Source organism: Lacinutrix sp. C3R15, assembly GCF_018860825.1.
GTDB lineage: Bacteria > Bacteroidota > Bacteroidia > Flavobacteriales > Flavobacteriaceae > Oceanihabitans.
Window position 1 is genome coordinate 130,975 of sequence record NZ_JAHKPZ010000023.1, and the last position, 26,404, is coordinate 157,378.

At 32.0% G+C, this 26,404-nt stretch carries 24 protein-coding genes; all 24 read left to right on the forward strand.

Going from position 1 to position 26,404, the window contains the following annotated elements; genetic code table 11:
* The first annotated feature begins 22 nt into the window (after positions 1–22).
* The 24 genes from KO494_RS08380 (at position 23) to KO494_RS08495 (ending at position 26,404) form a co-directional block, all read left to right on the forward strand.
* Positions 23–1,312, forward strand: coding sequence for a nucleotide sugar dehydrogenase (locus KO494_RS08380; protein ID WP_215967153.1), 1,290 nt, complete (start codon positions 23–25; stop codon positions 1,310–1,312).
* Positions 1,313–1,826: 514 nt separating this feature from the next.
* Positions 1,827–2,807: an SDR family oxidoreductase gene (locus KO494_RS08385; RefSeq protein WP_215967154.1), complete on the forward strand. Its 981-nt coding sequence runs from the start codon at positions 1,827–1,829 to the stop codon at positions 2,805–2,807.
* A 108-nt stretch (positions 2,808–2,915) separates the two neighbouring features.
* Positions 2,916–3,761, forward strand: a complete 846-nt coding sequence (locus KO494_RS08390) for an ABC transporter permease (protein WP_215967155.1) — start codon at positions 2,916–2,918, stop codon at positions 3,759–3,761.
* An 82-nt stretch (positions 3,762–3,843) separates the two neighbouring features.
* Complete coding sequence (locus KO494_RS08395; protein ID WP_215967156.1) at positions 3,844–5,100, forward strand: ABC transporter ATP-binding protein; 1,257 nt, start codon at positions 3,844–3,846, stop codon at positions 5,098–5,100.
* Positions 5,087–6,106, forward strand: a complete 1,020-nt coding sequence (locus KO494_RS08400) for a hypothetical protein (RefSeq protein WP_215967157.1) — start codon at positions 5,087–5,089, stop codon at positions 6,104–6,106. The genes KO494_RS08395 and KO494_RS08400 overlap by 14 nt, the downstream gene beginning before the upstream one ends.
* Positions 6,107–6,111: 5 nt before the next feature.
* Positions 6,112–7,602: a methyltransferase domain-containing protein gene (locus tag KO494_RS08405; protein WP_215967158.1), complete on the forward strand. Its 1,491-nt coding sequence runs from the start codon at positions 6,112–6,114 to the stop codon at positions 7,600–7,602.
* A gap of 224 nt (positions 7,603–7,826) precedes the next feature.
* On the forward strand, positions 7,827–8,507 hold the full coding sequence (locus KO494_RS08410; protein ID WP_215967159.1) for a sulfotransferase family 2 domain-containing protein: 681 nt from the start codon (positions 7,827–7,829) through the stop codon (positions 8,505–8,507).
* A 3-nt stretch (positions 8,508–8,510) separates the two neighbouring features.
* A complete protein-coding gene (locus KO494_RS08415; protein ID WP_215967160.1) occupies positions 8,511–9,503 on the forward strand; it encodes a hypothetical protein in 993 nt (330 codons plus the stop codon).
* A gap of 14 nt (positions 9,504–9,517) precedes the next feature.
* Positions 9,518–10,516 carry a glycosyltransferase gene (locus KO494_RS08420; protein ID WP_215967161.1) on the forward strand — a complete coding sequence of 333 codons (999 nt, stop codon included), beginning with the start codon at positions 9,518–9,520 and terminating at the stop codon, positions 10,514–10,516.
* A complete protein-coding gene (locus KO494_RS08425) occupies positions 10,513–11,739 on the forward strand; it encodes a glycosyltransferase (protein WP_215967162.1) in 1,227 nt (408 codons plus the stop codon). Before KO494_RS08420 ends, KO494_RS08425 begins: the two co-directional genes overlap by 4 nt.
* Before the next feature lie 227 nt (positions 11,740–11,966).
* Positions 11,967–12,920 carry a glycosyltransferase family 2 protein gene (locus tag KO494_RS08430; protein WP_215967163.1) on the forward strand — a complete coding sequence of 318 codons (954 nt, stop codon included), beginning with the start codon at positions 11,967–11,969 and terminating at the stop codon, positions 12,918–12,920.
* 8 nt (positions 12,921–12,928) lie between these two features.
* Positions 12,929–14,089: a glycosyltransferase family 4 protein gene (locus KO494_RS08435; RefSeq protein ID WP_215967164.1), complete on the forward strand. Its 1,161-nt coding sequence runs from the start codon at positions 12,929–12,931 to the stop codon at positions 14,087–14,089.
* Between the two features lie 25 nt (positions 14,090–14,114).
* Positions 14,115–14,747 (forward strand): sulfotransferase, encoded by a 633-nt coding sequence (locus KO494_RS08440; protein WP_215967165.1) that lies wholly within the window; start codon positions 14,115–14,117, stop codon positions 14,745–14,747.
* 11 nt (positions 14,748–14,758) lie between these two features.
* On the forward strand, positions 14,759–15,835 hold the full coding sequence (locus KO494_RS08445; protein ID WP_215967166.1) for a DegT/DnrJ/EryC1/StrS aminotransferase family protein: 1,077 nt from the start codon (positions 14,759–14,761) through the stop codon (positions 15,833–15,835).
* Positions 15,829–16,476, forward strand: a complete 648-nt coding sequence (locus KO494_RS08450) for an acetyltransferase (protein ID WP_215967167.1) — start codon at positions 15,829–15,831, stop codon at positions 16,474–16,476. The genes KO494_RS08445 and KO494_RS08450 overlap by 7 nt, the downstream gene beginning before the upstream one ends.
* A gap of 1 nt (position 16,477) precedes the next feature.
* The gene (locus KO494_RS08455; RefSeq protein ID WP_215967168.1) at positions 16,478–17,440 is read left to right on the forward strand and encodes a glycosyltransferase; all 963 of its coding nucleotides are present in this window, start codon (positions 16,478–16,480) and stop codon (positions 17,438–17,440) included.
* A 68-nt stretch (positions 17,441–17,508) separates the two neighbouring features.
* The gene (locus KO494_RS08460; protein ID WP_215967169.1) at positions 17,509–18,894 is read left to right on the forward strand and encodes an asparagine synthase-related protein; all 1,386 of its coding nucleotides are present in this window, start codon (positions 17,509–17,511) and stop codon (positions 18,892–18,894) included.
* 3 nt (positions 18,895–18,897) lie between these two features.
* A complete protein-coding gene (locus tag KO494_RS08465) occupies positions 18,898–19,890 on the forward strand; it encodes a glycosyltransferase family 2 protein (RefSeq protein WP_215967170.1) in 993 nt (330 codons plus the stop codon).
* A 7-nt stretch (positions 19,891–19,897) separates the two neighbouring features.
* Positions 19,898–20,479 (forward strand): serine acetyltransferase, encoded by a 582-nt coding sequence (locus KO494_RS08470; protein ID WP_215967171.1) that lies wholly within the window; start codon positions 19,898–19,900, stop codon positions 20,477–20,479.
* An 8-nt stretch (positions 20,480–20,487) separates the two neighbouring features.
* Positions 20,488–21,591 carry a glycosyltransferase gene (locus KO494_RS08475; protein ID WP_215967172.1) on the forward strand — a complete coding sequence of 368 codons (1,104 nt, stop codon included), beginning with the start codon at positions 20,488–20,490 and terminating at the stop codon, positions 21,589–21,591.
* A gap of 5 nt (positions 21,592–21,596) precedes the next feature.
* On the forward strand, positions 21,597–22,589 hold the full coding sequence (locus KO494_RS08480; RefSeq protein WP_215967173.1) for a sulfotransferase: 993 nt from the start codon (positions 21,597–21,599) through the stop codon (positions 22,587–22,589).
* A 9-nt stretch (positions 22,590–22,598) separates the two neighbouring features.
* Positions 22,599–24,035, forward strand: coding sequence for an MBOAT family protein (locus tag KO494_RS08485; RefSeq protein ID WP_215967174.1), 1,437 nt, complete (start codon positions 22,599–22,601; stop codon positions 24,033–24,035).
* Between the two features lie 2 nt (positions 24,036–24,037).
* A complete protein-coding gene (locus tag KO494_RS08490) occupies positions 24,038–24,955 on the forward strand; it encodes a hypothetical protein (protein ID WP_215967175.1) in 918 nt (305 codons plus the stop codon).
* Positions 24,956–24,967: 12 nt separating this feature from the next.
* Positions 24,968–26,404: an MBOAT family protein gene (locus KO494_RS08495; protein ID WP_215967176.1), complete on the forward strand. Its 1,437-nt coding sequence runs from the start codon at positions 24,968–24,970 to the stop codon at positions 26,402–26,404.

The window sequence follows — 26,404 nt, forward strand, 5'->3', positions numbered from 1 at the left end:
CTATTAATCTATAAATATAATAATGAAAATGCATAAAATAACCGTTATTGGTTTGGGGTATGTAGGTTTGCCATTGGCTGTAGAATTTGCCAAAAAGTATCCTGTTGTAGGCTTTGATATTAACACGCTTCGCGTTGGAGAATTACAGCAAGGAATAGACAAAACCTTAGAAGTAGAAACTCCTGCGTTACAAGAAGTATTAGTTTCTAAAACCACTGCCACCAAAGGACTTCTTATTACCAATAAGCCAGAGCATCTGGCAGATTCTAATATCTTTATTATAACCGTACCCACACCCACAGATGCATTAAACAAGCCTGTTTTTACGCCGCTTGTAAAAGCTAGTGAAACGGTTGCTAAGGTGTTAAAAAAAGGAGATATCGTTATATATGAATCTACAGTATATCCTGGGGTTACCGAAGATATTTGCGTGCCTATTTTAGAAGCACAATCGGGTTTAGAATACAATGTTGACTTTTTTGCAGGCTATTCCCCAGAACGTATTAATCCAGGAGATAAAAAACATACCGTTACTAAAATATTAAAAGTAACCTCTGGTTCTACACCAGAAATAGCTACTGTAGTAGACGATTTGTATAAATCGATTATTACAGCAGGAACCCATAAAGCACCATCTATAAAGGTTGCAGAAGCAGCAAAAGTAATTGAAAACTCCCAACGGGATATTAATATTGCCTTTGTAAATGAGTTGTCTAAAATATTTAGAATACTAGATATCGATACTAAAGCCGTTTTAGAAGCAGCTGGAACCAAATGGAATTTCATCAACTTCACGCCAGGATTGGTAGGAGGGCATTGTATAGGCGTAGATCCGTACTACTTAGCACAAAAAGCGATTGAGTCTGGTTACAACCCTGAAATTATTTTAGCAGGCCGAAAAATGAATGACAGTATGGGGAGCTATGTGGCGCAGGAGACCGTTAAAATGATGATTAAAAAAGGGGCTACCATTAAAGGTGCTAAAGTTTTGGTTTTAGGAATTACCTTTAAAGAAAACTGTCCAGATATTAGAAACTCCAGAGTTATAGATATTATTAAAGAACTAGAAACTTATCATGTAGATGTAGATGTTTTTGATCCTTGGGCCTCTTCAGAAGAGGTAAAGCATGAATATGGTTTTGATTTATTATGCTCTAAAACAGAAATAAGCGCCAATTACGATGCTATTATTTTGGCTGTTTCGCATAATGAATTTAAAGCATTAGATATGGAAGCATTAAAATCTCCTATAGGTGTAATATTTGATGTAAAGTCTTTATTACCTGTAGAGCAGGTAGATGGGAGACTTTAAAACTTCTCGTCATTGCGAGAAGCATAGCTACGAAGCAATCTCATAATTAGGAGTCTAAAAAATAAATACAATGTCATTTCGAGCTTGACGAGAAATCTCTTTTGAACGGATGACTGAAACCAATGGCATTTCGAGTGCTCCCGATATTTTTCGGGATGGTATCGAGAACAGGCTAATGAAATGCTTAAAATAATCAAGGAACAACGGATAACTAAAATACAATGTCATTTCGAGCTTGTCGAGAAATCTCTTTGGAACGGATGACTGAAAATATGTCATTTCGAGTGATCCCGATATTTTTCGGGATGGTATCGAGAACAGGTTAATAGAAATGCTTAAAATAATCAAGGAACAACGGATAACAAAAACCAATGTCATTTCGAGCTTGTCGAGAAATCTCTTTGGAACGGATGACTGAAACCAATGTCATTTCGAGTGATCCCGATATTTTTTCGGGATGGTATCGAGAACAAGTATAACGAAAGCCTTGCAACAAAAATTAAAGACCAAAACCATGTATACACAACCATACCACAAACAAGATTTATCCAATTTTAGTTTCTTAGTAACTGGAGGAGCAGGTTTTATAGGATCTAATCTGGTAGCATACCTATTACAATTCGGCGCAAAAAAAGTACGCGTATTAGATAATTTTTCTAATGGCTATAGAGAAAACTTGACCGAGTTTATGGACAACCCAGCATTCGAATTATTAGAAGGCGATATTAGAGATCTTGCCACCTGTAAAAAAGCCATGTTAGATATAGATTATGTATCGCATCAAGCAGCATTAGGTTCGGTACCGCGTTCTATAGCCGATCCAGCAACTACTAATGACGTTAATATATCTGGTTTTTTAAATATGCTTATCGCATTAAAAGAAAGTACTAGCGTAAAACGTATGGTATATGCAGCATCTAGTTCTACCTATGGCGATAGTACTTCTTTGCCAAAAGTAGAAGAGACTATTGGTAATCCTTTGTCTCCTTATGCAGTAACCAAATATGTAAATGAATTGTATGCCAATGTTTTTGGTACTACGTACAATACCGATGTTATTGGCTTTAGATATTTTAATGTATTCGGACCAAAACAAAGTCCTAATGGCGCTTATGCCGCAGTAATTCCTTTGTTTATGCAAGCATTAAAAGAAGGGAAAGCACCAACCATTCATGGTGATGGCGGACAAACCCGAGATTTTACCTTTGTCGCTAATGCCGTACAAGCCAATGTAAAAGGGATGTTTGCATCTAAAGAAGCAGCTAATCAAGTGTTTAATATTGCCTGTGGGGAACGCATTTCTGTGAATTATTTATGGGATACGTTAAACCAAGCAGCCAATACCAATCTAGAAGCGATGTATGGACCAACACGCCAAGGCGATGTAAGAGATTCTTTAGCAGATATTTCTAAAGCTGAAAAGTTATTGGGATACGCGCCAGAGTATACGGTAGGCGAAGGTTTAGAGCTTACTTGGGACGTGTTTAAAGACTAAGATTTCTTTTGCTCTAAAATACACGAATCTTTTTAAATAAAAGATTGTGTTTTCTTATATTAGCACTATGTATCCTATTTACTATATTATTAGCATTCAAAACCTTTCATGGCATTAGAAACTAGAGTTTATCAAAAAGAACGAACCATAAAATTTGGTGCGCTATTAAAAGCGAGTTTAAGCGATATGTACCATTCTCGGTTCTTGGCAAGACAATTGGCAGAACGCGATATTAAAGCCATGTACAGGCAATCTTATTTAGGTATTGTTTGGGCATTTATAACACCATTAGCTACAGCAGCTGTATGGATTGTTTTAAACAGTAGTGGTACTATAGCGTTGTCTGACACCGGAATACCTTATCCTGTGTATGCTTTTTCGGGAACTTTAATTTGGTCTATTATAGTTGCAGCAATTAACTCTCCTATGCAAAGTACCAATGCCGCTAAAGGTATTTTAACAAAAATCAATTTTCCAAAAGAAGCCCTTTTAGTATCAGGAATTTACAAGCTGTTGTTTGATAGTTTTATTAAAATTATTTTACTAGTATTGTTTGTTTTTGTGTATGGAGTAGGCTTTCATTGGAGCTTGTTATTGTTTCCTGTTGCTATTTTAGGAGCGGTTTTATTTGGTACTACCCTTGGTTTGTTTGTAACGCCTTTAGGGTTGTTGTATAAAGATATAGGTAAGATAATCTCCTTTGGCTTACAGTTTTTAATGTATGTTACTCCTGTGGTGTATGCCATACCTAAAACAGGTATTATGCATACCTTAATGACCTGGAACCCTATAACCCCATTGGTGTTAACAGCAAGAGATCTGGTAGTTGGTTTTCATCCTGTATATGTAAATTATTTTTTAGGAGTCTTGTTGGTTTGCATACCATTATTGTTCTTGGGGTTAATTATTTACCGTATTTCTATTCCTATAATTGTAGAGCGTTTAAGTGCTTAGGTCTACTGTTATTGCCAGAGAAGTGTGGCAATTTCATGATTTAAATGATGGTAAAAAAATAAAAAAACAATTTTAAATATATATGTCTAATACAAAGCAGATAACAAATCCACCAGAAGTTCTGGTAAAAGTAGAGGGGTTGAGCAAGAAGTTTTGCAAAAACCTTAAAACAAGCCTTTGGTATGGCGTAAAAGATTTGTTAAGTGGTGTTTCTGGTGCTAGTGAAGAGCGCGTATTGCGACCTAAAGAGTTTTGGGCAGTAAAAGATATTAATTTTGAGCTGCGACGCGGTGAATGTTTGGGGTTGATAGGGCATAATGGTGCTGGTAAGTCTACCTTATTAAAAATACTTAACGGACTAATAAACCCAGACGCAGGTAAGGTAACCATTAAAGGACGTATTGGCGCGCTTATTGAGTTAGGTGCGGGATTTAACCCTATTCTTAGCGGACGCGAAAACATTTATAACAATGGCGCTATTCTAGGCTTTAGCCGAAAAGAGATAGATAGTAAACTAGAAGCCATTATAGCCTTTGCAGAGCTTGAAGAATTTATAGACATGCCCGTACAGCATTATAGTAGCGGTATGAAGGTGCGCTTGGGCTTTGCCGTTGCCGCGGAAATGGAACCCGATGTTTTGATTATTGATGAGGTATTGGCTGTTGGAGATATTAATTTTAAGACAAAGTGTTTAAATAGAATTGGGGAATTGTTACCTACCTGCGTAACTATATTTGTTTCTCATGCAATGCCTCAGATTGCGCGAACATCGAGTAGAGTATTATTAATGAGTAAGGGAAAGTGCTTAATAGATACTACTGATATTTCATTAGGAATTCAAAGTTTTTATAAAGAAATGATATCTAGCAACAATAAAGGCGTTTCATTTAGTAATGGTAAAACAGAATTATTGAGTTTTAGCATAAATGGAACTGAAATAGTTTCCGATAATGTTATAAATATTGAGTTTAATAAAGAGTTGAAATTTAGTGCGATTTTACAATTAGAGGATACGGATTCAGGGTATCACGTTAGTTATGCTTTTATTGATGTAGATACTAAAATTGTAGCAAATGTGTATTCTAAGGTTGCTAAGACTCTATTCCATTTAAAGGGAAAGGTTTTAAATGAGACTATAATAAGTAATCTATGTTTAGGAGCAGGAGTTTATAACGTTTCTATTAGTGTTTATGAAGTGCTTCCATCTGGTTCTAGAGGAGAAATATATTTATATAATACAAGCATAGGGAGTATTCAAATTATAAATGTAGCAACATCAGTTGCACCTGTTCAATTTTTAGGGAAGTGGAAAGAAATAAAACAGAATGAGGTTAATTAAAAAGCAAAAGCAAAAGCAAAACAAAACTATATATATACATATAGGTACTATGAAAACAGGAAGTAGTGCTGTGCAAAATTATTTAGTAAATAATATAGATTACCTTAAAGAAAACAACGTATTATATCCTCAGGTAAATTTAAAAGCCCAAAATTATTTAGCTTTTTCTTTGATGGATAAGGTCCCTAAGCATGTTCAGCATGTTTTACCTAATACCGCTGAAGAATTATATCAGAAACTAGTTGATGAAATATTAAAAAGTGAAGAGAGTAGAGTTTTAATTACTACAGAGATTTTTTCTTTAGTGAGTAGCGATAAGTATTTAGGTGTTGAAGCTTCAAAACGATTATTACATTTATTAGATGGACATGGGTTTAAATTTAAAATCATCTTATTTTTAAGAAAACAAGATGATTTTTTATTATCGATGTATAATCAAATTATTAAAAGGCATAATTTTAATAACTTATATTATGAAGATATTATGACCTATTATGAAGAAAACATAGATTTATTCGATTATAAAACTATCATAAATTATTGGAGCAATACTTTTGGAGTAGATAATATTATTGTTAAGCCTTATTTAAAAGAAGAAGACATATTAAATACTTTCTTTAAAATATTTAATCTAAATATAGAAAGTGATAAAAAAGCAGGTTTAAAAAATAAAAGTTTAGGTAGTAAATCAATAACTTTTTTAAGAGAGGCTAATAAATTTAATATTGATAAATCTGATGGAGATGCAAATAATGTTTTAATTAAAATTATAAAGGATTCTATTGAGCAAGAAGATGACTTAAAGTTGACTATAGAGCAAAAAAAATATGTTTTATCTAAATATGTTAAATCGAATTTAGAAATATCTAATTGTTATTTTAATGGAGATGTGAGTTGGTATAAAAAAGAGGAGATAATTGAAGAATCAAAAGTAGATGACTCTAAATTAGAAGTATCAGAAGTAATAAAAATAGCAACAGCTATTTGGAATCATTATCAAAAATAAAACAAATGAATAAAAGAATTTTTTTTTCCTGTGTATTAGATTATTCACCATTAATGGCTGTTCAATGTTATATATGGTTGAGTAGTTTATTAGAAAACAGCGTGAAATCGAACCAAATATATATACATCTTGTATCTGATGTTCCAGATGCGTTTTTAGAGTATTTAAATGAAATTGAGGTAAATGTTATCCGTAAAACTATTTTTGATAAAAGAAACAAGTATTGCAATAAGTTAACACAGTTAGAAACTTTTATAGGTTTAGATAATTTTGACTATGTGTTTTTAATGGATTGTGATACTGCTGTGGTAGATTTAGAAAATGTAGATTTAACAGAAGATGTGTATGCTAAAATTGTAGATTTTCCTAATCCTCCTTTATCAATTCTTCAACGTGTATTTGATGAAAATAAATTGCAATTACTGCCTGCAGAAACTACATTTCCAATAAATGGAGAACAGATAACCGATTGGAATAATTGTAATGGTGGTTTATATATAATAAAAAAAGACTTTTTAAAAACATTAGCGCCAAAATGGATACATTATGCTAAGGCATGTATAGAGCAAGAAGATTTGTTTACGCCAACATATAGCAAGCATGCAGATCAAGTAGGTTTTGCTTTAGCACTAACGAGTTTAAATAAAAAAGTAACACATCTTGGTATAGAGTGGAACTATCCAACACATGTAAAAACAGAAATAGATATAGAACCTAGAATATTACATTTTCATGACTGTATTAATAATCAAATAAAATTAAAAAAAGTTAATTTAGAAAAAGTTGATAGTGTTATTGATAAACTTAATAAAAGAGTTTCTCAATCGATAAGAAAAAAACATTTAAATAGCATTTTTTGGGATTTTAGATATGAGTTTTATCCTGAGTTAGGAAGTGGTATTGGGTCTAGAGGAAAAATATTAGAGTATAAGAGAAGGTTACTTCAAAATTGTTTTGATAATAGACAGGATTTAACTGTTTTAGATGTAGGTTGTGGAGATTTGGAGATTATCAAAGTATTTGATTTTAAAAAATACTTAGGAGTAGATTTATCTATTGAAGCTATTAAAAAAGGAAAAATAAAAAAACCAGAATGGAGTTTTGAACATATTAGTGAAGAAGGTTTTTATTCTGAAAAAATGGATGTTGTAATCTGTTTAGATGTTTTGATTCATCAAAAAAATTATGAAGCTTATTTAAGTTTAATTAATACATTAGTTAAATATACAAATAAAAGATTATTAATAGCTGCATATGATGAAAGTCCAAGTTTTAAATCAGATATAACTTTTTTTTATGAGCCAATCACAGAAACTCTAAATAATACAGGAGAGTTTAAAAAAATAACGAAAATTGGAGAATATAATAGTACTGCTTTTATTGTAGCTGATAAAAATCATTCAGATTTTCCTCCTGTTAAGAAGGTGACACAAAAAGTAATAATTAAGAAGAAGTCATTCTTCAAAAGAATAAAAGATGTGATTTTAAAAAAATAATATAATTATTCTTTAATATAAAATATAAATAAAATGGATTATTTAACAAGAATGTATCGTTTTAGCTTGTCTCTTTTAGTTATGTGGTTATTCGAACAAGACCTAAAGATGGTTTCTAGAGGATTAGTAGCTAACGCTCTGTGTCTTAAAAACGATATCAATATTTTTGAATCGAGAACAGATGTATGGTATGTGAAAGCTATTTTAGAAAGAAAAAGTTTTTTATGATATCACACAAACATAAATGTATTTTTATACATATTCCAAAAACAGCCGGATCTAGTATTAATACTTTTTTTCATCCAGGGGTTAAGTTTCATCATGACACTCCCGATTATGAAAGACTTTTTGGATGGTGTCCAGAACGAAAACTACACATGCAACACGCTACATCCAAACAATTATTAGAAACCGGATTGATAACAAAGGAACAATGGAAAACGTATTATAAGTTTGTTTTTGTGAGAAACCCATGGGATAGAGCATATTCCGATTATATATTTATTCAAAATTTTTCAAAAATTAAAGGAGATTTTAAAAGTTTTTTAAAAAAGGAAAATGAATTTGAAGGGATTTTAAACGATAGTTCAAATAGTAGTTATTTGGGAGATCATTTACAGGGACAGACAGATTATTTTGATTTCGAAGGTATTTATAAACCTGATTTTATTGGTCGATTTGAAAACTTTACCGAAGACATACAAAAAGTGTTAACAAACTTGAAAATAGATAAAGTATTTAATAAACACTCCAATAAAAGTAAACGTGTAAAAGAGTACTCCTTGTTTTACACCAATTCAAACAAACGATTAGTCTCCCAAAAATATGGTCAAGATATTGAACAATTAAATTATACTTTTGACGATAAAAGAACAGGGTTACATCTTTTAAAAAAACTATATTAACCTATGACAGGAGCTTTTACCATTTGTGCAAATAACTATTTGGCACATGCCAAAACTTTAGCGGTATCATTTAAAAAGCATCATCCAGATAAAAAGTTTATCATCGCTATTTTAGACGCACCTAATGATACCATAGATTATACAGATTTAGGTGCAGATGAGGTGTTATGGTTGCCAAACTTATTAAGTGAATTAATCGATACCTTACAAGCCCAATATGGGATTGCAGAGTTATGTACCGTAGTGAAGCCAGAATTGTTTAAATATTTTTTCCATAAAGACTATGAAAAGGTCTTGTATATAGATCCAGATATTAAAGTGTTTTCCCCTTTTGTCGAGGTGTTTGCAGCTTTAGAAGCAAACCAAATGGTACTTACACCGCATATATGCAGCCCTACAGGAGAGGTAGGCCATCCGCTGGATAAAGATTTAATGCGAACAGGTATTTATAATTTAGGCTTTTTAGCAGTAAATAATACACCCGAAGTATTGCGTTTTGTAGACTGGTGGGACAAACGTGTTAAGGCTTATGGTTATCACGATTTAAAGAAAGGTTATTTTTATGATCAGATTTGGTTGGGGTATGGTCCCGCATTTTTAGATAATGTTTACGTTTTAAGACATTTGGGGTATAATGTTGCTAATTGGAATTTACATGAACGACAAATTATAAAACAAGTAGATTCTTTTGCTGTTAATAATGAAAAGACTCCATTACGATTTTTTCATTATAGCCATTATAAAATGGAAAACGAACCGCAAATAGCATCGTATAACAAGAATTTTAATTTAGATAATCGCTTAGATATTGTACCGGTATTTGATTTGTATAAAAGATGTTTGTTAGCCAATAATTACCAAGGGTTAAAAAAAGTGAACTTTATTTATGGAAAACAACCAGTTTTAAAAACTACCAGTTTGCAGCCGAAAGCTAATCGACTTAAAAGAGCTTATAAGGCTTTTAAGCAGGTTTTAAAGATTTTGTTAGGGAAATAAAATAGAAAATATGTATGCTTAAAAAAGGAGTGTCTATAGTATTATGTACCTATAATGGTAAAAATCGACTAGCCAAAACATTAGGGCATTTGGCAGCACAAAAACTGGATGTACCTTGTGAAATTATCTTTGTGGATAATGCTTCAACAGATGGCACTAAAGCTTTTGCAGATACCTGGTGGGCTACGCATGGTACTTCTAAAATAACGTATTTGTCTTTTGAGCAACCCATTCCTGGAAAATCGTATGCCCAAGATTTAGGGTATGAAAAAGCAAATTACAACTACTTGCTGGTTTGTGATGATGATAATTGGTTGTGTGATACTTATGTGCAAAATGCTTTTGATATCATGGAGTCTAATTCGCAGATTGGTGCTTTAGGTGGTTGGTGTGATGCTGCTTTTGAAGGTGAAAAACCAGATTGGTTTGCTACCTATAGTAAATATTTTGCAGTATCAAAGCAAGGAGTAGCAAGTGGCGATATTACCACTAAAAAAGGATGTTTGTATGGTGCAGGTATGGTGCTTAATAAAACACATTGGCTAGAATTAAAAAGCTTAGGTTTTGTGCATTTGTTGTCTTGTAGAAAAGGAACCAGCTTAAGCTCAGGAGGAGATACAGAATACAGTTACGCATTACGATTACTAGGTTATAAAATCTGGTATGATGAACGCTTGTATTTTACACATTATATGACTGCTGGTAGAATGCATTTAGATTATTTAAGTCGGTTACGTAAAGCAATGAGCTATTCTAATTTTATACTATGGAGTTATAAAGATCTTATTAAGGGTAGTAGTAATAGGCAATGGAAACCTATACAACAATATGGGGTTTTGGGGTTTGTTAAGCGAATTTTAGTAAAGACTCGAGATTACATTACAGGAGATTATGAGGAAAAGGAAAAGGTGAAACTTTATTTTAGAACCTTATACTATACCTTGTTTTATAAAAAGATGTATGAAGAAAATTATACCTTTATTACCAAATGGCTAAAACATAAAAGCGCATGAAAACGGTTTGTTTTGTAGTGTCTAGTTTTCCAAGAGTCTCAGAAACTTTTGTTACAAATCATGTTATACAAGCTAAGCTTCAGGGCTATAGTGTACTATTGTTGGTAAAAAAGAAATTGCCAATAACAGAGTCTTCACAAAAAGAACTGATTGTAAAACATGATCTTTTAAAAGATATTTATACTACTGACTATAAAATACCAAGCGCTAGATTAAAAAGACGTTTACTAGCTTTAGTATACATTATTAAATATTTAAAATATTGGTTTCAAGTTAAGGATGTTTCTTTTAGAAAACGTTTCTCTTCTTTGCCGTTTCAACTTGCGTTTTATAATCTGTTTAAAGATGTTTCGGTATTTCATGTTCAATTTGCTACAGCTGGTAAAGAATTAGCAAAAATGAAAGCTATAGGCTTGCTTAAGGGAGATGTTATTACTACGTTTCATGGCTATGATGCGCATTTCAATTCTGATGCAGCCTTAGAGGTTTTAAAAAAGCGTTATCAATTATTGTTAGAGCATTCTAAATATGTTACTGTAAATACACCATATTTGGCCAAACAAGTGAATGCTATTATGCCTGCCAGTAGTTTAGCACGTGTAGTTGTTATACCTATGGGAATAGATCTGGATTTTTTTAAACCAAAATACAGAAAAGATTTAGTTGGTAAAACAACCTTTAAATTAATTTCTGTTGGTAGACTTATTGATTTTAAAGGGTTTACTTATGCTATTAAGAGCGTGCGAAAAGTAATTGATATGGGGTTTCCTGTACGTTATACTATTGTTGGAGCTGGAGTTTTAAATGATGCCCTGCAGGATTTAATAGTTAGGCTAAAGTTGGAAGCGCATGTTTTTTTGGTAGGCGCTAAAAACCAGAAAGAGATTAAAGACTTATTTGAAGCGCATGATGTTTTTTTAATGAGTTCTGTAACAGATAGTACTAATAGGGCAGAAACACAAGGTGTTGTTACAGCCGAAGCCCAAGCAATGGGGTTGCCAGTAGTTGCATTTAATAGTGGAGGTGTACCCTATACTATTTTAGAAGGTAAGACCGGTTTTTTAGTAGCAGAAAAAGATGTTACAGCCTATGCTGAAGCTATTGTTAAACTATTAGAATCTCCGGATGATTATAGCGCTATGAGTAGTGCCGCAAAAGCATTTGTTTTGCAGAATTTTAGTAGTACTACTTTGGCAACTCAATTTTTTGAATTATATGGATAAAATTTAGTTTTTGTGTACATATATAAAAAAAACGCACACCAAAGCATCCGTTTTTTCTTTTACATAATTAATACTGTTATAATACTTCCAAGATTTACAACGCATTAAAAGTTCCCTTTTTAAGTGGTTAATGTCAGTTGTTGATTTCTTGAAAGAATGTTATTTTTTTTTCTATTTAGTATTTCTTTTTCCCTTGACTTTGTATATTAGTCGGGTAAATACTAAGCATGCCAGAGCAACCACTAGTTTCTATAATTATACCTACCTATAATCGTGCCCATTTAATTGGGGAAACGCTAGATAGTATTTTAGCACAAAGCTATACCAACTGGGAGTGTATAGTAGTAGATGATGGCTCTACAGATGGCACAGCAACCGTAATGGACACTTACCTAAAAAAAGATTCTCGATTTCAATATCATGTAAGACCTAACACCCATTTGCCAGGGGGTAATGGTGCTAGAAATTTTGGGTTTAAAAAAAGTAAAGGAGACTATGTGCAATGGTTTGATAGTGATGATGTTATGTGTGCTACATTAATAGAGCATCAATTGCAAAGTTTGGTTGTTCATAATTTGCCAATTTCTATTTGTTTATTAGATCGTTATAATGAAGATTTGACCGAACTTAAAAAAACAACTAAAAAGCACACCATTAGATATTCTATTTACTGCGATTTTGCTTTACGTATTTTTAAAGCAAATCTACAAACCTCTTTTTTTAAACGGGATATAGCTAAAAAATATACTTTTAATGAATCTTTAAAGAAAAGCCAAGAAGTAGCGTTTTTACAACGTATATTTAGAGAACATGAAGAATGTATTTATTTGTTAAATGAGGTGCTAGTAAAAATAAGAAGGCACAGCGGTTCCATAACTACAAATTACACCTTAGAAACTTTAAAATCTATTTTAGATGTCAAACTTCTTTTGATAGATGAGTTTCCTGAAAATCAACCTGTAGAAGTTTTAGAGAAACTTAAGTTTCATTTTTTAGATAAATTAAAAATAGCTTTTGTAAATAAACGTACAAGTATTTTTAACGGGTATCTATTAAAGTTTACGTATATAAAATGGTACGACTATTTGTATTTAACTATATTATATGTATTCCATTTTATGTTTAATAAAGGTTTGTTTTCTTATGAACAAAGAATAAAAAAAATGTATTCTAATCGTTAAATGTATTCATGAAGATTTTTCACATATTCCCTACTTTTTCCAATAAATATCAGCCGTATAATAAACGGTTAATAACTAGTTTAGAGCAATGTAAAGAATTAGAGGTTTTTGTTGTTTCGTTAAATGAAGCCATTTCTGCTAGTCCCAAAAAGGATATTATTTGTCTAAAACAAGACAGAAAAATACAAAAATTAAAAGCCTTTTTTATAGGTGTTCTTTTATATCTTAAAAATGAAAAGTTTACTTTTTCATTCTCTAAAATAAGTAAGTCGGCTAAGTTATATGGTAAATATGCTTTTATTTTTAAGAACAAAGATGCTGTATTTCATTTTCACGATTTGCATGCTATAGATCAAGTATTGTTGCCTATCTTAATACAGAAAAAAATAAAATATGTAGTGTCGTTACGTGGTAATGATATTGCAATAAAACCATTGTTAAGCGAAGCGATAAAAGCACATGCTATAATGGTATTAAAACATGCTTGGAGAATACATTCGGTTTGTCAAAGCTTAAAAGAAGAAGCTATTACATTAGCGACAATAAATGCAGACAAAATACATGTTATTTACAGAACACCAAATTTAAAAGATATTATACAAAGTAAGGAGGTAACAGTAATTCAAAAAGAAATAAATATTGTAACGATTTCAAGAGTGCATTGGAAAAAATGCATTCCAGAGTCGCTAATAGCTGTTAAAAACCTTGTAAATTCTGGATACGATGTCCGTTATCATATTATAGGAGGATTTCCAAAGCAAGGTGAGTATGACAAAATAGTATACTTAATAAAAAAGTTAGGATTAACTAAAAATGTATGTATACATGGTTATTTAAACGAATCGGAGTACAAAAGGATATTATTAGATATGCATATTTTTTGGTTGCCTTCTATTAACGAAGGAATACCTAATACCTTATATTTAGCTTTAAAGTGTGGCTTTCCTGTAGTAGCCTGCGATACAGATGGTATTCCAGAAATAGTGAAAGATAGACATAATGGTTTGTTGTTTTCGCCGTATGATTTTAATGCATTGGCAGAAAAAACAAAAAGTGTTATTGACAATGCGGACCTAAGATTAAAGCTTCAAAAAAATGCCATGGAAACCGTATTACAAACACAAGAAAACGAAACCTCACAATATGTTTCGCTATATTGTTCTCATTAAATTCTAATATATTTATAAACTTAACATGCAATTTCTAAAACAAAAACCAAAAGTATTCTGTATTGGTCAAAATAAAACAGGAACAACTACCATTGAAGCTGTTTTAAAAGGATTTGGTTACCGTTTAGGAAACCAAGTACAAGGAGAATTACTTTTAGAAGCTTGGCATGCCAGAGATTTTAAAGAGATTATTAAGTTTTGTAAAACAGCAGAAGCTTTTCAAGATATACCATTTTCATTATCGTATACGTATCAACACCTAGACGTAGCTTTCCCAAATGCAAGATTTATTTTAACAGAACGAGATTCTGCAGAGCAGTGGTATCAATCTATCACTAAGTTTCATTCTAAATTATGGGCAGATGGAAAACGTATTCCTACTGCAACAGATTTAAAAGCTGCAAAATATAGAGGCTTAGGGTATGCCTATCGATTTAATACCTATTTGTATAGCACGCCAGAAGCAGATATCTATAACGAGATTATATTAAAAGCACATTACATAAATTATAACCAAACCGTAAAAGAATATTTTAAAAGTAGGCCAGAAAAATTGTTAGTTATAAATGTTGCGAAAGCAGATGATTATATTAAATTGTGTACATTTTTAAATCAAGCCCCTAAGGGAAATAATTTTCCTTGGGAAAATAAGACCTAAGTACTATTAAGATGATTAACGTAACCAAAACCTTTTTGCCTCCACAAGAAGCGTATCAAGCTGTTTTACAACGTGCTTGGGAAACTGGATGGATGACAAATAGAGGGGTTTTAGTACAGGAATTAGAAGCAACATTAATATCCTATTTGGGGGTGAAAAATATAATAGCAACTACCAATGGTACTTTACCTATACAAATAGCCATTAAAGGGTTAGGGTTATCTGGAGAAATTATTACTACACCTTTTAGCTATGTAGCCACTACAAGTAGTATTGTTTGGGAAGGTTGTATACCCGTTTTTGTTGATATACATGATAAATATTTAACCATAGATGAAACCAAAATAGAAGCTGCAATAACTCCAAATACATCCGCAATTTTAGCAACACACGTTTTTGGAAACCCTTGTCATGTGGAAGCTATTGAAGCGATTGCAATAAAGCACAATTTAAAAGTAATCTATGATGCAGCCCATTCTTTTGGTGTAGAATATAAAGGGAAAAGTATGTTTAACTATGGCGATGTAAGTACCTGCAGTTTTCATGCTACGAAGCTTTTTCATACTGGAGAAGGTGGTGCTATGTTTGCGAATAATAAGGCAGTACATGATAAATTATTTTACCACCATAACTTTGGGCATGATGGGCCAGAGGCTTTTCAAGGTTTAGGTATTAATGCAAAGATGAGTGAGCCGCAGGCCGCTATGGGATTAGCTGTTTTTCCTTATTTTGAAACCATATTAAAGGAAAGAAAAAAAGTAGCAGATGCCTATAAGGATGCATTTGCTAAAAGCGATTTGCAAGTGTTAAAAATTAGAGAACACACCCAATGGAATTCTTGCTATTATCCTGTGATTTTTAAAAATGAAGCCCAATTATTAAAAGTAAAACAAGCTTTAGAAACAGAAAATATACACCCAAGACGTTATTTTTACCCTAGTTTAGATACCTTACCTTATGTAAAGGCTGAAGCTTGTGTAATATCCCGAAAAATAGCAGCTTCTGTTTTATGTTTGCCACTATATGTAGGTCTTGCAGCTAAAGATGTGGAAAGAATTATTAATATAATAAAAACGAATCTATGCTAATTGTAGGAGCAAAAGGTTTTGCGAAAGAGGTTTTAGAAGTTATGTGTCAATTAGAAGATGTAGAAAATCTAGCCTTTTATGATGATGTTAATTTATATGAAGCTAATATTTTATATGATAAATTTTCTATATTGAAAACTTTAGAAGAGGCTAAAATATATTTTGAAAAAATAGATAGTAGATTTACTTTAGGGATTGGAAACCCTATTTTACGAAAAATGCTATTTGAGAGATTTAAAGAATTAGGAGGAAAGTTTACAAGTACCATTAGTACGCAATCAATTATAGGAACATATGTTAAAAATATAGGTACAGGAGCCAATATTTTGGATCAAGCAATACTGTCTAACGATGTTTCCATAGGAGATGGAGTAATAGTTTATTATAATGCAGTATTAACTCATGATGTGCAGGTAGGTGATTTTGTAGAAATTTCTCCGGGAGCAATATTGTTAGGACGTTGTTGTATAGGTGCTTTTTCTCAAATTGGAAGTCATGCTACTATATTGCCAGATATTGTAATTGGTCAAAATGTAATTGTTGCAGCAGGAGCAGTGGTAACTAAAGATGTTCCAGATAATTGTATGGTTGCAGGTGTACCCGCAGTAGTAAAAAAACAATTGAAACCTTTGATATTTTAGTATGGCTAAAGCACTAGTAAGTATTTGTATGATTACTTATGGTCATGAAAAATTTATTCAGCAGACTATAGAAAGTGTTTTAATGCAGCAAACTTCCTTCGATTTTGAAGTAATAATCGCTAACGATTGCTCTCCTGATGCTACAGATACTGTGGTAGAAAATCTAATAAAAAATCACGAAAAAGGGAATCTTATTACCTATTATTCGCATACCAAAAACAAAGGGATGTATGCTAATTTTATGTTTGTATTAGATGCATGTAAAGCAAAATATATAGCCTTATGCGAAGGGGATGATTATTGGGTAGACCCATTAAAACTGCAAAAGCAGGTTGATTTTTTAGAAGCCAACCCAGACTACGAGGTGTGTTTTACCAATATTAAAATAGTGGATAACTTAAATCAGGTAACTAAAGAAGCACTTTTTAAACCAAGCCTAACCGATGTTTTTACTATACATAACTTGCCTAATTGGGCACCAACACTAACCCGTGTATTTAAAAACAGAGATTTTAGTAGTTTGCCTTCTGCGCCAGGGGTAGATAGCGTTATGTTGCTGTGGCAATCTAGATTAGGTAACATAAAGCTATTAAATGAAGTAACCGCTGCCTATCGTTTGCATGAAGGTGGTGTGTATAGTGCTATTAATGATGCTGCTAAAAAAGCACATATGATACAGACACTAATTGTTTCATTGCAATTATTGCCAAATAATTTAATGTCTAAGTATTTTGGTAAAATTTTAAAAAACCTTGTTTTATTACGTTTTTTAGATAAAGAACTGTATATAATCAATAAAAAGGAGGTGCTTTTAGCGTATAAATCATATGGTAGTAAATTGTCATTGGTGTTGCGTTTAAAAATAAGGCTTGCTTTAGTGCTTGTTTCGTTCCCCTTTATTACCTTGTTTAAACATTTAGAACCTATAGTTTTAAAAGTAATAAACCGTTTACTCATATATTAAAATAGAAAATAATTAGTAATAAATGATTTTTCTTCTTCCTTGAATAATACTATATTCGTTATTAATATATGAAGCTTCTTAAAACCCCTATATTACCTACTAAACAAACGTTTATAAAACGAAATGTACCGCATACACTACACAAAGAAGCTATTTGTATTTATGCAGCTACTGGTTTTTTTATGGATGAAGACACCTATTTTAAAGACGAAGTTTGTTTATTACCTGCACATAAGCATACCCTAGATGCGGAAGGATTTCTTATAAATAGAGAACCATGGTTTCATTGGCATTATACCCCAAGAGACATCTCTTTTGATCAAGCTTTAAAAGAATATGTAGATTTGTTAACTACTATAACCAAAGAGCAAGTAGGTGATTGCCCTGTTATTTTACCAATCTCTGGTGGATTGGATAGTAGGAGCCAGGCACTTATTTTTAAAGGACTAAAAAATAAAGTACAGGCCTATAGTTATTCTTTTCCTGGAGGTTTTCCTGAACATAAAATAAGTGAAAAAATAGCAAAAGTTTGCGGATTTGAATTTGAAGCCTTTACCATTCCTAAAGGGTATTTATGGAAGGATATAGATGCATTAGCACAAATAAATGGTTGTTTTGCAGAATTTACCCATGCACGTCAAATGGCAGTATTGCCCGCATTGAAACAGAAAGAAGGTGTTTTCGCTCTTGGGCATTGGGGAGATGTACTCTTTGATAGAGGTGCTCCCGAGGATATTAAAGAAGCAGATGTCATTCCGCTTTTATTAAAAAAAATGCTAAAACCTGGCGGATTAGAATTTGCAGAAGCACTCTGGAAGTCTTGGGGTTTAGCAGGTGCTTTTAAGCCCTATCTCATATCTAGAATAGAAAAGAGTTTGTCTACCATTAAAATAGATAACATTAGTGCTCGTGTGCGTGCTTTTAAAACCTCGCAATGGGCACACCGTTGGACCACCACGAATTTAAGTGTCTTTGCCGAAGCACATTCTATTACTTTACCGTATTATGACGATCGCATGCTGCAGTTTATTTGTACTATTCCAGAGGCGTATTTAGCAGATAGACGCATGCAAATCGCGCACTTACAGCAAGACAAAGCCTTAGCCAATATTACCTGGCAAGAACAAAAACCGTTTCATTTAAATAATTACCAGTACAATAAAGCACCTTATAATTTACCGTATAGAATATGTAATAAGTTAAAACGGGAGTTGTATGCAGTGCTAGGAAATCCGTATATTCAGCGTAATTTTGAGTTGCAGTTTTATGGCGATACAAATGACAAACAATTACAGCAACGTATATTTGATCCTTCTTTTTTAGAATTTATACCCAAAGAAGTGGTTACCGAATTTTATGACAAGTTTAAAAACGTAAATTCGGTGTATTATTCTACACCAGTAAGTATGTTATTAACTTTTTCCCTTTGGAAAAAACACTTTTATACCAAATAATTTATGCAATTATCTGTAATTATTCCTGTTTATAATGGCGCAGAATTTATTGAGAAATCCTATCATTCTATAATCAATCAACAAATAGAAGATTTTGAAATTTTATATGTAGACAACAACTCTAAAGATGCTTCGGTACAAAACATACAAAAACTAATAGCAAAAGATACTCGGGTAAAACTTTTTAAACAACCCAAACAAGGCGCTGCGCCAGCCAGAAATTTAGGAATTGAAAAAGCTATAGGAAGCTATGTGTATATTTTTGATGTAGATGATGAAATATATCCGGAAGCATTGCATAAAATGCTTGCTGTTTTAGATGGTCATCCAAAAGTGGATGCGGTATTTGGTAAAATGGTGAAATCATACAAAGGTATAGCGGAAACAATTAAGCCTAAAGATGAAACACATAATGTTATTTTTAAAGAAAAACCATTTTGGGGTGTTCATTGGTTTTCTAGTTTAAAAAATGTAGTTGGACCTCCAGCTTTTTTATATAGAAAGAAAATATTTAAGGAAATTGGTCTCTATAATGAAGAGTTGCGTATAGGTCAAGATACTGCTTTAGATATTAAACTAGGTATGACAAGCAATGTAGCTTTTTTAGACACCTATGTGTATTTGTACTTTAAGCATCATGCCTCAACAATTCAGCAAACTAAAAAAAATGAAAACATGATATTCTATACATGGGTTCGTTTAGTAAAGGAACATTTACCATTTTATGCAAAGCACAAGACTCCTAAGAAGTTTGACAAAATACTTGTAAGCCAGATATATAGCAGTATGGGTAAGTTGATTTTTTATACAAAAGGTTATTCGGAAAGGAAAGTGAAATATAAAGAGATAATGTTAGAAATTAAACCATTAGAGATCCCTTTTTATTTACAAAGTTATCTTTGGCTTCTTATTTTATTTCCTTTTTCATATATACTTAAATTTTATGTTTATTACCTTGTTCCCTTTTATATAAAACATTTTATAAAAAAACTTTAATACTAATATGAAGCGTTTCTTTTTTCTAATAAAACACGTCCTAAAAAAACTCCTTATAGCAAGGTTGTTTACTAGTTACGTGGTGAATGATAAAACGATTCAAGAAGATATTAATCAAACCATAAAAGTAAGAGGTTGTACGGTACAACCAGATACGTTGAAGAAAAGGTTTGAACACTTGATGATTTATTATCCCGATTTTGCTTTTATTTTCTTCTGGAGAATAAAACGTAAGAACTATCTATGGAAAAGAGGCTTTACTAAAGCGGTGCCTTGTAAGATTTTTAGAAGTACTAAAATAGCAGGAGGCATGGTATGTTACCATCCGTTTGCTACGGTTATTAATGCGAAATCTATTGGTGAAAATTTTCAATTTAGAAATGGGTTAACCATAGGGAATAAAAGTAACAATAATACCATGATTCCGGTTATAGGAAATAATGTTACGGTTGGTGCTAATGTGGTTATTATAGGCAATATTACTATAGGTAATGATGTGGTTATAGGAGCAGGATCTGTAGTAGTAAAGGATGTGCCTTCTAATTGTGTTATTGCGGGAAATCCTGCTAAAATTATTAAATTAAAGTAAGGCTTTATATGTCGAAAAAAATAAAAGTTTTATATACCATACCCAATTTTAATACCGCAGGTAGTGGTAGGTCTGTTTATGATTTGGTTGAAAAATTAGATCGTAACCTTTTTGAACCCGAAATATGTTGTTTTCACAATAAGGGCGCTTATTATAAAGAGGTAGAAAAACTAGGGGTTAAGATGCATCTTTTTCCTTTTACAGCAAGCTACAGGCCTAGAATAACATTTTTACAGCGCGTTTTAAAAATTAGAACGTTTTTTAAAGAGAACCAGTTTGATTTGATTCATTCCTGGCATTGGAGTTCTGATATTTCAGAGCCTTTAGCCGCAAGACTGGCAGGAATACCTTATGTGTATACCAAAAAAGCAATGGGTTGGGGAAATAGATATTGGTCTTGGCGCTCAAAACTAAGCACCAAAGTTATTGTGGTTAATGAAGATATGATGCAGCAGTATTTTCATACCATGCTGCATAAAGCAAAGAAATTTCCATTAGCCATAGATACCAACCGGTATCAAGCTACAGCAGTTAGTGATGCCTTATTAGAAAAATATGCTTTTAAAAAGGAGGATTTTGTCATATTATCGATAGCAAACTTGGTAGCTGTAAAAGGAATGGAAATCCTTTTTGATGCGGTACAGCAATTAGAGGATACTTCTATAAAGGTTTTAATTGTTGGTAATGATACCAATGATTATGGGCAAGAATTAAAAGAACGATACCATAAAAACACAAATATTGTCTTTGCTGGAAAACAGCTAGAAGTGAGACCGTATTTAGCCTTAGCAGATCTATTTGTTATCCCTACTAAAGACGAAGGAAGGCGAGAAGGGATACCCAATGCACCACTAGAAGCCATGGCTACAGAATGTGTGGTGGTCGGTTCTAATGTGTCTGGTGTAAAAGATATTTTAAAGGAATTTCCAGAATACTTGTTTGAAGCGAGTAATGTGGCTATGTTAGCCGAAAAAATACAGGCCGTTAAGAATATGTCGGAAACCGAAAGAAATGCTTTAGGGAAAGCGATGCGAAAGCAGGTGATTAAAGAATTTTCAATAGAAGAGTTTCTAAAAAACCATGAAGCCTTATATTTAAGTATTGTTAAATAGATTGTATGGCAAAGAATACACAAGAAGTATGGAAATCTAAAACACCAGAGCATCTACCAGATTTTATTATAGGAGGTGCCATGAAATCGGGTACCACCAGTTTGCATGCTATTTTACATAGTCATCCAGATATTGCTATGGCGCATAATGAATTGGGTTTTTTTGATATCGATAGTATGTTGCAGCATCCAGATTATCATTTTTACGACCCTAAAAAAGAAACTTGGACCAGCCAATCCATGCAAAAACAGCCAACGCTATTGTGGAATTGGTATGCATCGCAATTTAAAAGTATAGAGAAAAAAGCAAAAATAATAGGTGAAGATTCTACTACGTATTTAACTTCTGAAATTGCAGCAAAACGAATCGCTTTACAAGACAAGCCCATAAAACTTATTTTTATATTACGCCATCCTACCAAAAGAACGATATCTAATTATTTACACTTACTAAAATCGGGAAGAGCAATATATTCTCTAGAGGATACTTTAAGATATAATCCGAATAGTATTATTAGACGAAGTATGTATCCGGAACAGTTAGAAGCCTATTATAAGCACATTCCGTTCGAAAGGATTAAAGTGGTTTTGTTTGAAGATTTATTAGAAAATAAGGAAAAATGCATCCAAGAAGTATGCGATTTTTTAGAAGTAGATTTTTCTAAGTTCGATACCAGTGTCTTTAATACACATTCGAATAAAACAAAAACACCAAAGCATATAAAATTACAGCTTCTTAGAAATCGTTGGTTACGTAAAAGTGGTAACTATAGGTATTCTAATTTTATACCGGTAACTCCAGATTTTCAAAGTAAAATGCCTTTGCAATATCGCATGATAGATCGATTGCATAAAAAGCTGAATCCCTTAAAAAGCACTATCAAATTTAAAGCATCCAAGGCTACAGTAGTATTATTAGATGATTTTTTTAAAACAGAATTTAAAGATTTGGATAGCCTTGTAAAAAAGGAAATTTTTTCTAAATGGTTTAAAAATTAGATCGTAGATATGCTGTTCAACTCTATAGATTTTGCGATTTTTTTACCCATAGTTTTTATAGGCTATTGGTTTGTTTTTAAGCATTCTCTAAAAGGGCAGAATATTTTGTTATTGGTCGCTAGTTACGTGTTTTACGGCTGGTGGGATTATCGCTTTTTGGTACTTATTCTTTTTAGTACCCTTGTAGATTTTTGGATAGGTAATTATTTAAAAAAAACGACAGATACTTCTAAAAGAAAAATCCTGTTATACACGAGTGTTTTTGTTAATATCGGACTTTTAGGATTCTTTAAATATTATAATTTTTTTATAGATAATTTCACGGCAGCTTTTTCCTTTTTTGGAAGTGATATACAGCCAAATACTCTAAATATTATTTTACCAGTAGGAATAAGTTTTTACACCTTTCAAACCCTAAGTTATACGATAGATGTATATCGGAAAAAGTTAGAACCTACAACTAATTTTATTGCCTTTGCTGCTTTTGTTTCCTTTTTTCCGCAGTTAGTAGCAGGTCCAATAGAACGCGCAACACATTTATTACCGCAATTTTATGTAAAACGAAAGTTTCAATATGATAAAGCTGTAGATGGATTACGACAAATATTGTGGGGTTTATTTAAAAAGGTAGTTATTGCAGATAATTGCGCCAAATATGCGAATCTAATTTTTGATAATTACGACACACATTCTGGTAGCACCTTGCTTTTAGGGGCTGTATTTTTTGCCTTTCAAATTTATGGAGACTTTTCAGGGTATTCGGATATTGCTATAGGTACCTCTAGATTGTTTGGGTTTAACCTGAAACAAAATTTTGCTTTCCCTTATTTTTCAAGAGATATAGCAGAGTTTTGGAGAAGATGGCATATATCTTTATCTACCTGGTTTCGGGATTATGTATATATACCATTAGGAGGCTCTCGTGGAAGTAAATGGAACCAAATTAGAAATGTGTTTATTATTTTTATTGTCAGTGGATTTTGGCATGGAGCTAACTGGACTTTTATTGCTTGGGGAACATTAAATGCATTTTATTTTTTACCATTATTACTCTCCAATAAAAACAGAACAAATACAAATGTAGTAGCAGAAAACACTATTTTTCCTAGTGTGAAAGAATTTTTCAGCATGCTATTTACATTTTTCATTACAGTTTTAGCTTGGGTATTTTTTAGAGCAGAATCTATTACAAAAGCAGTCGATTATGTGAGTCATATTTTGGATGTTTCCTTATTTTCTTTGCCAAAAATTAAACCAACTTATTTAATACTATTAATCTTAGTGTTTTTAGTGATTGAGTGGCAGGGAAGAAGAGAACAGTATGGCATTGCTCGGACGTTTATTAGAAAGCATATTATATTGCGCTATAGTTTCTATTATGCAATTATTATTGCTATATTTTGGTTTGGCGGTAATGAGCAACAATTTATATATTTTCAGTTCTAAATATGAAAAAATTTATAGTTAAATCGAGTCTGTTTATTTTGCCTTTGGTTTTATGTTTTATCTTTATTGAAATTGAAAATAGAACTAATAATACTTTTTATGCAAAAAGTAAATATATTGAGGATAACAAAAACGCCATTGAAGTTTTAATTTTAGGGTCTTCGCAAACTTGGAGAGCCATTAATCCGGAATATTTAACAATGGATGTTGCTCCATTAGCTCATGGAGGAAGTGCTTTGAATATTGATTATTTACTATTTAAAAAATATGTTGATATTTTTCCTAACCTTAAAGTGGTAATTCTAGAAGCGTCTTACCATACCTTTGAAGAATTTAGAAATTCCAACTGGAATAAAAACCATTTGTTTCATATATATTATGATATAAATAATTATGAAGGAGTCGTACCTTGGTCTGAAAATCTATTGTTGACAGCAAATCCAAAAGCATATATAAAAAAAATATGGACACAATCTGTTTTTCCTGAGTTTGGCGTATACAATAACTACGGCTTTATTACTTCCACAAAAAAAACATTAGATATAAGTGGTTATCCTGCTTCAGACTTAAAAAGCAGACATATAAAAGAAAGTTTAGAAAATTATAAAATAGAAACTAAATTGTTGGCTAATATGGTTACTACATGTGAAGAAAAAGGATTAGATTTAATCTTGTTCTCTCCACCCAAATACAGTACTTACAACAAGAATTATACATCAACCAAATTACAGAGAAGAAATTTAGTATTTGAAAAGTATAAGAAGCGTGATAGAGTTTATATCATGAATTATGAAACTACTTATCAAGATGAAAAAGATATGTTTTATAATGAAGATCATTTAAATATTTATGGCGCAAAGAAATTAACAAAATCACTAAATATAGAATTAGAAAAATTAATGAAATTATTAAAAAAATAATACAGTTAATCTATGCTATTTAACTCTATAGATTTTGCGATTTTTTTACCCATAGTTTTTATAGGCTATTGGTTTGTTTTTATGCATTCTCTAAAAGGACAGAATATTTTGTTATTGGTCGCTAGTTACGTCTTTTACGGCTGGTGGGATTATCGCTTTTTGGCACTTATTGTTTTTAGTACGCTTGTTGATTTTTGGATAGGTAATTATTTAAAAAAAACGACAGATACTTCTAAAAGAAAAATCCTGTTGTATACGAGTGTTTTTGTTAATATCGGACTTTTAGGATTCTTTAAATATTATAATTTTTTTATAGATAATTTCACGGCAGCTTTTTCCTTTTTTGGAAGTGATATACAGCCAAATACTCTAAATATTATTTTACCAGTAGGAATAAGTTTTTACACCTTTCAAACCCTAAGTTATACGATAGATGTATATCGGAAAAAGTTAGAACCTACAACTGATTTTATTGCCTTTGCTGCTTTTGTTTCCTTTTTTCCGCAGCTTGTGGCAGGTCCAATAGAACGCGCAACACATTTGTTACCACAGTTTAAAAAGAAGCATGCTTTTAATAGTAAAAATGCGATCGATGGTTTACAACAAATACTATGGGGCTTGTTTAAAAAAGTGGTAATTGCGGATAATTGCGCGCAGTTTGCAAATGATATTTTTAATAACTACCCAGCATATTCTTCCACAACGTTATTATTAGGAGCTTTTTATTTCGCTTTTCAAATTTATGGGGATTTTTCAGGGTATTCGGATATAGCGATAGGAACCGCTCGTTTGTTTGGTTTTGATTTAATGCAGAATTTTGCATTGCCTTATTTTTCTAGAGATATTGCAGAGTTTTGGCGAAGATGGCATATCTCCTTATCTACATGGTTTCGAGATTATGTGTATATTCCACTAGGAGGGTCTAGAGGTACCAAAGGGAATCAAATACGAAATGTATTTATTATATTTTTAGTCAGTGGTTTTTGGCATGGTGCAAATTGGACCTTTATTGTTTGGGGCTTTTTAAATGCATGTTATTTTTTACCAATTATGCTAACCAATAAAAATAGAGTACACACGAATATAGTTGCCGAAAACAGTGTTTTACCAAGTATAAAAGAGGGTATGCAAATGGGATTTACCTTTTTTGTTACCATGATAGCATGGGTGTTTTTTAGATCGGAGAATGTAACCCACGCATTTTTGTATCTAAAACAAATGGGTACCTTTTCTTTGCCTTTTATGGAAAAGCTCCAGCTGGAACGTTTTGCATTTGAAATTGTTCCATTAATCATACTGCTTTTAACTATAGAATGGTTTACAAGAAAAAAGGAACATCCTTTAAAGGGAACAAAGCAACCCATACTTGCAAGTTTAATACTTATGCTACTCATTTTTGTATTTGGAAGTTTTTCTAAACTACAAGAGTTTATTTATTTTCAGTTTTAA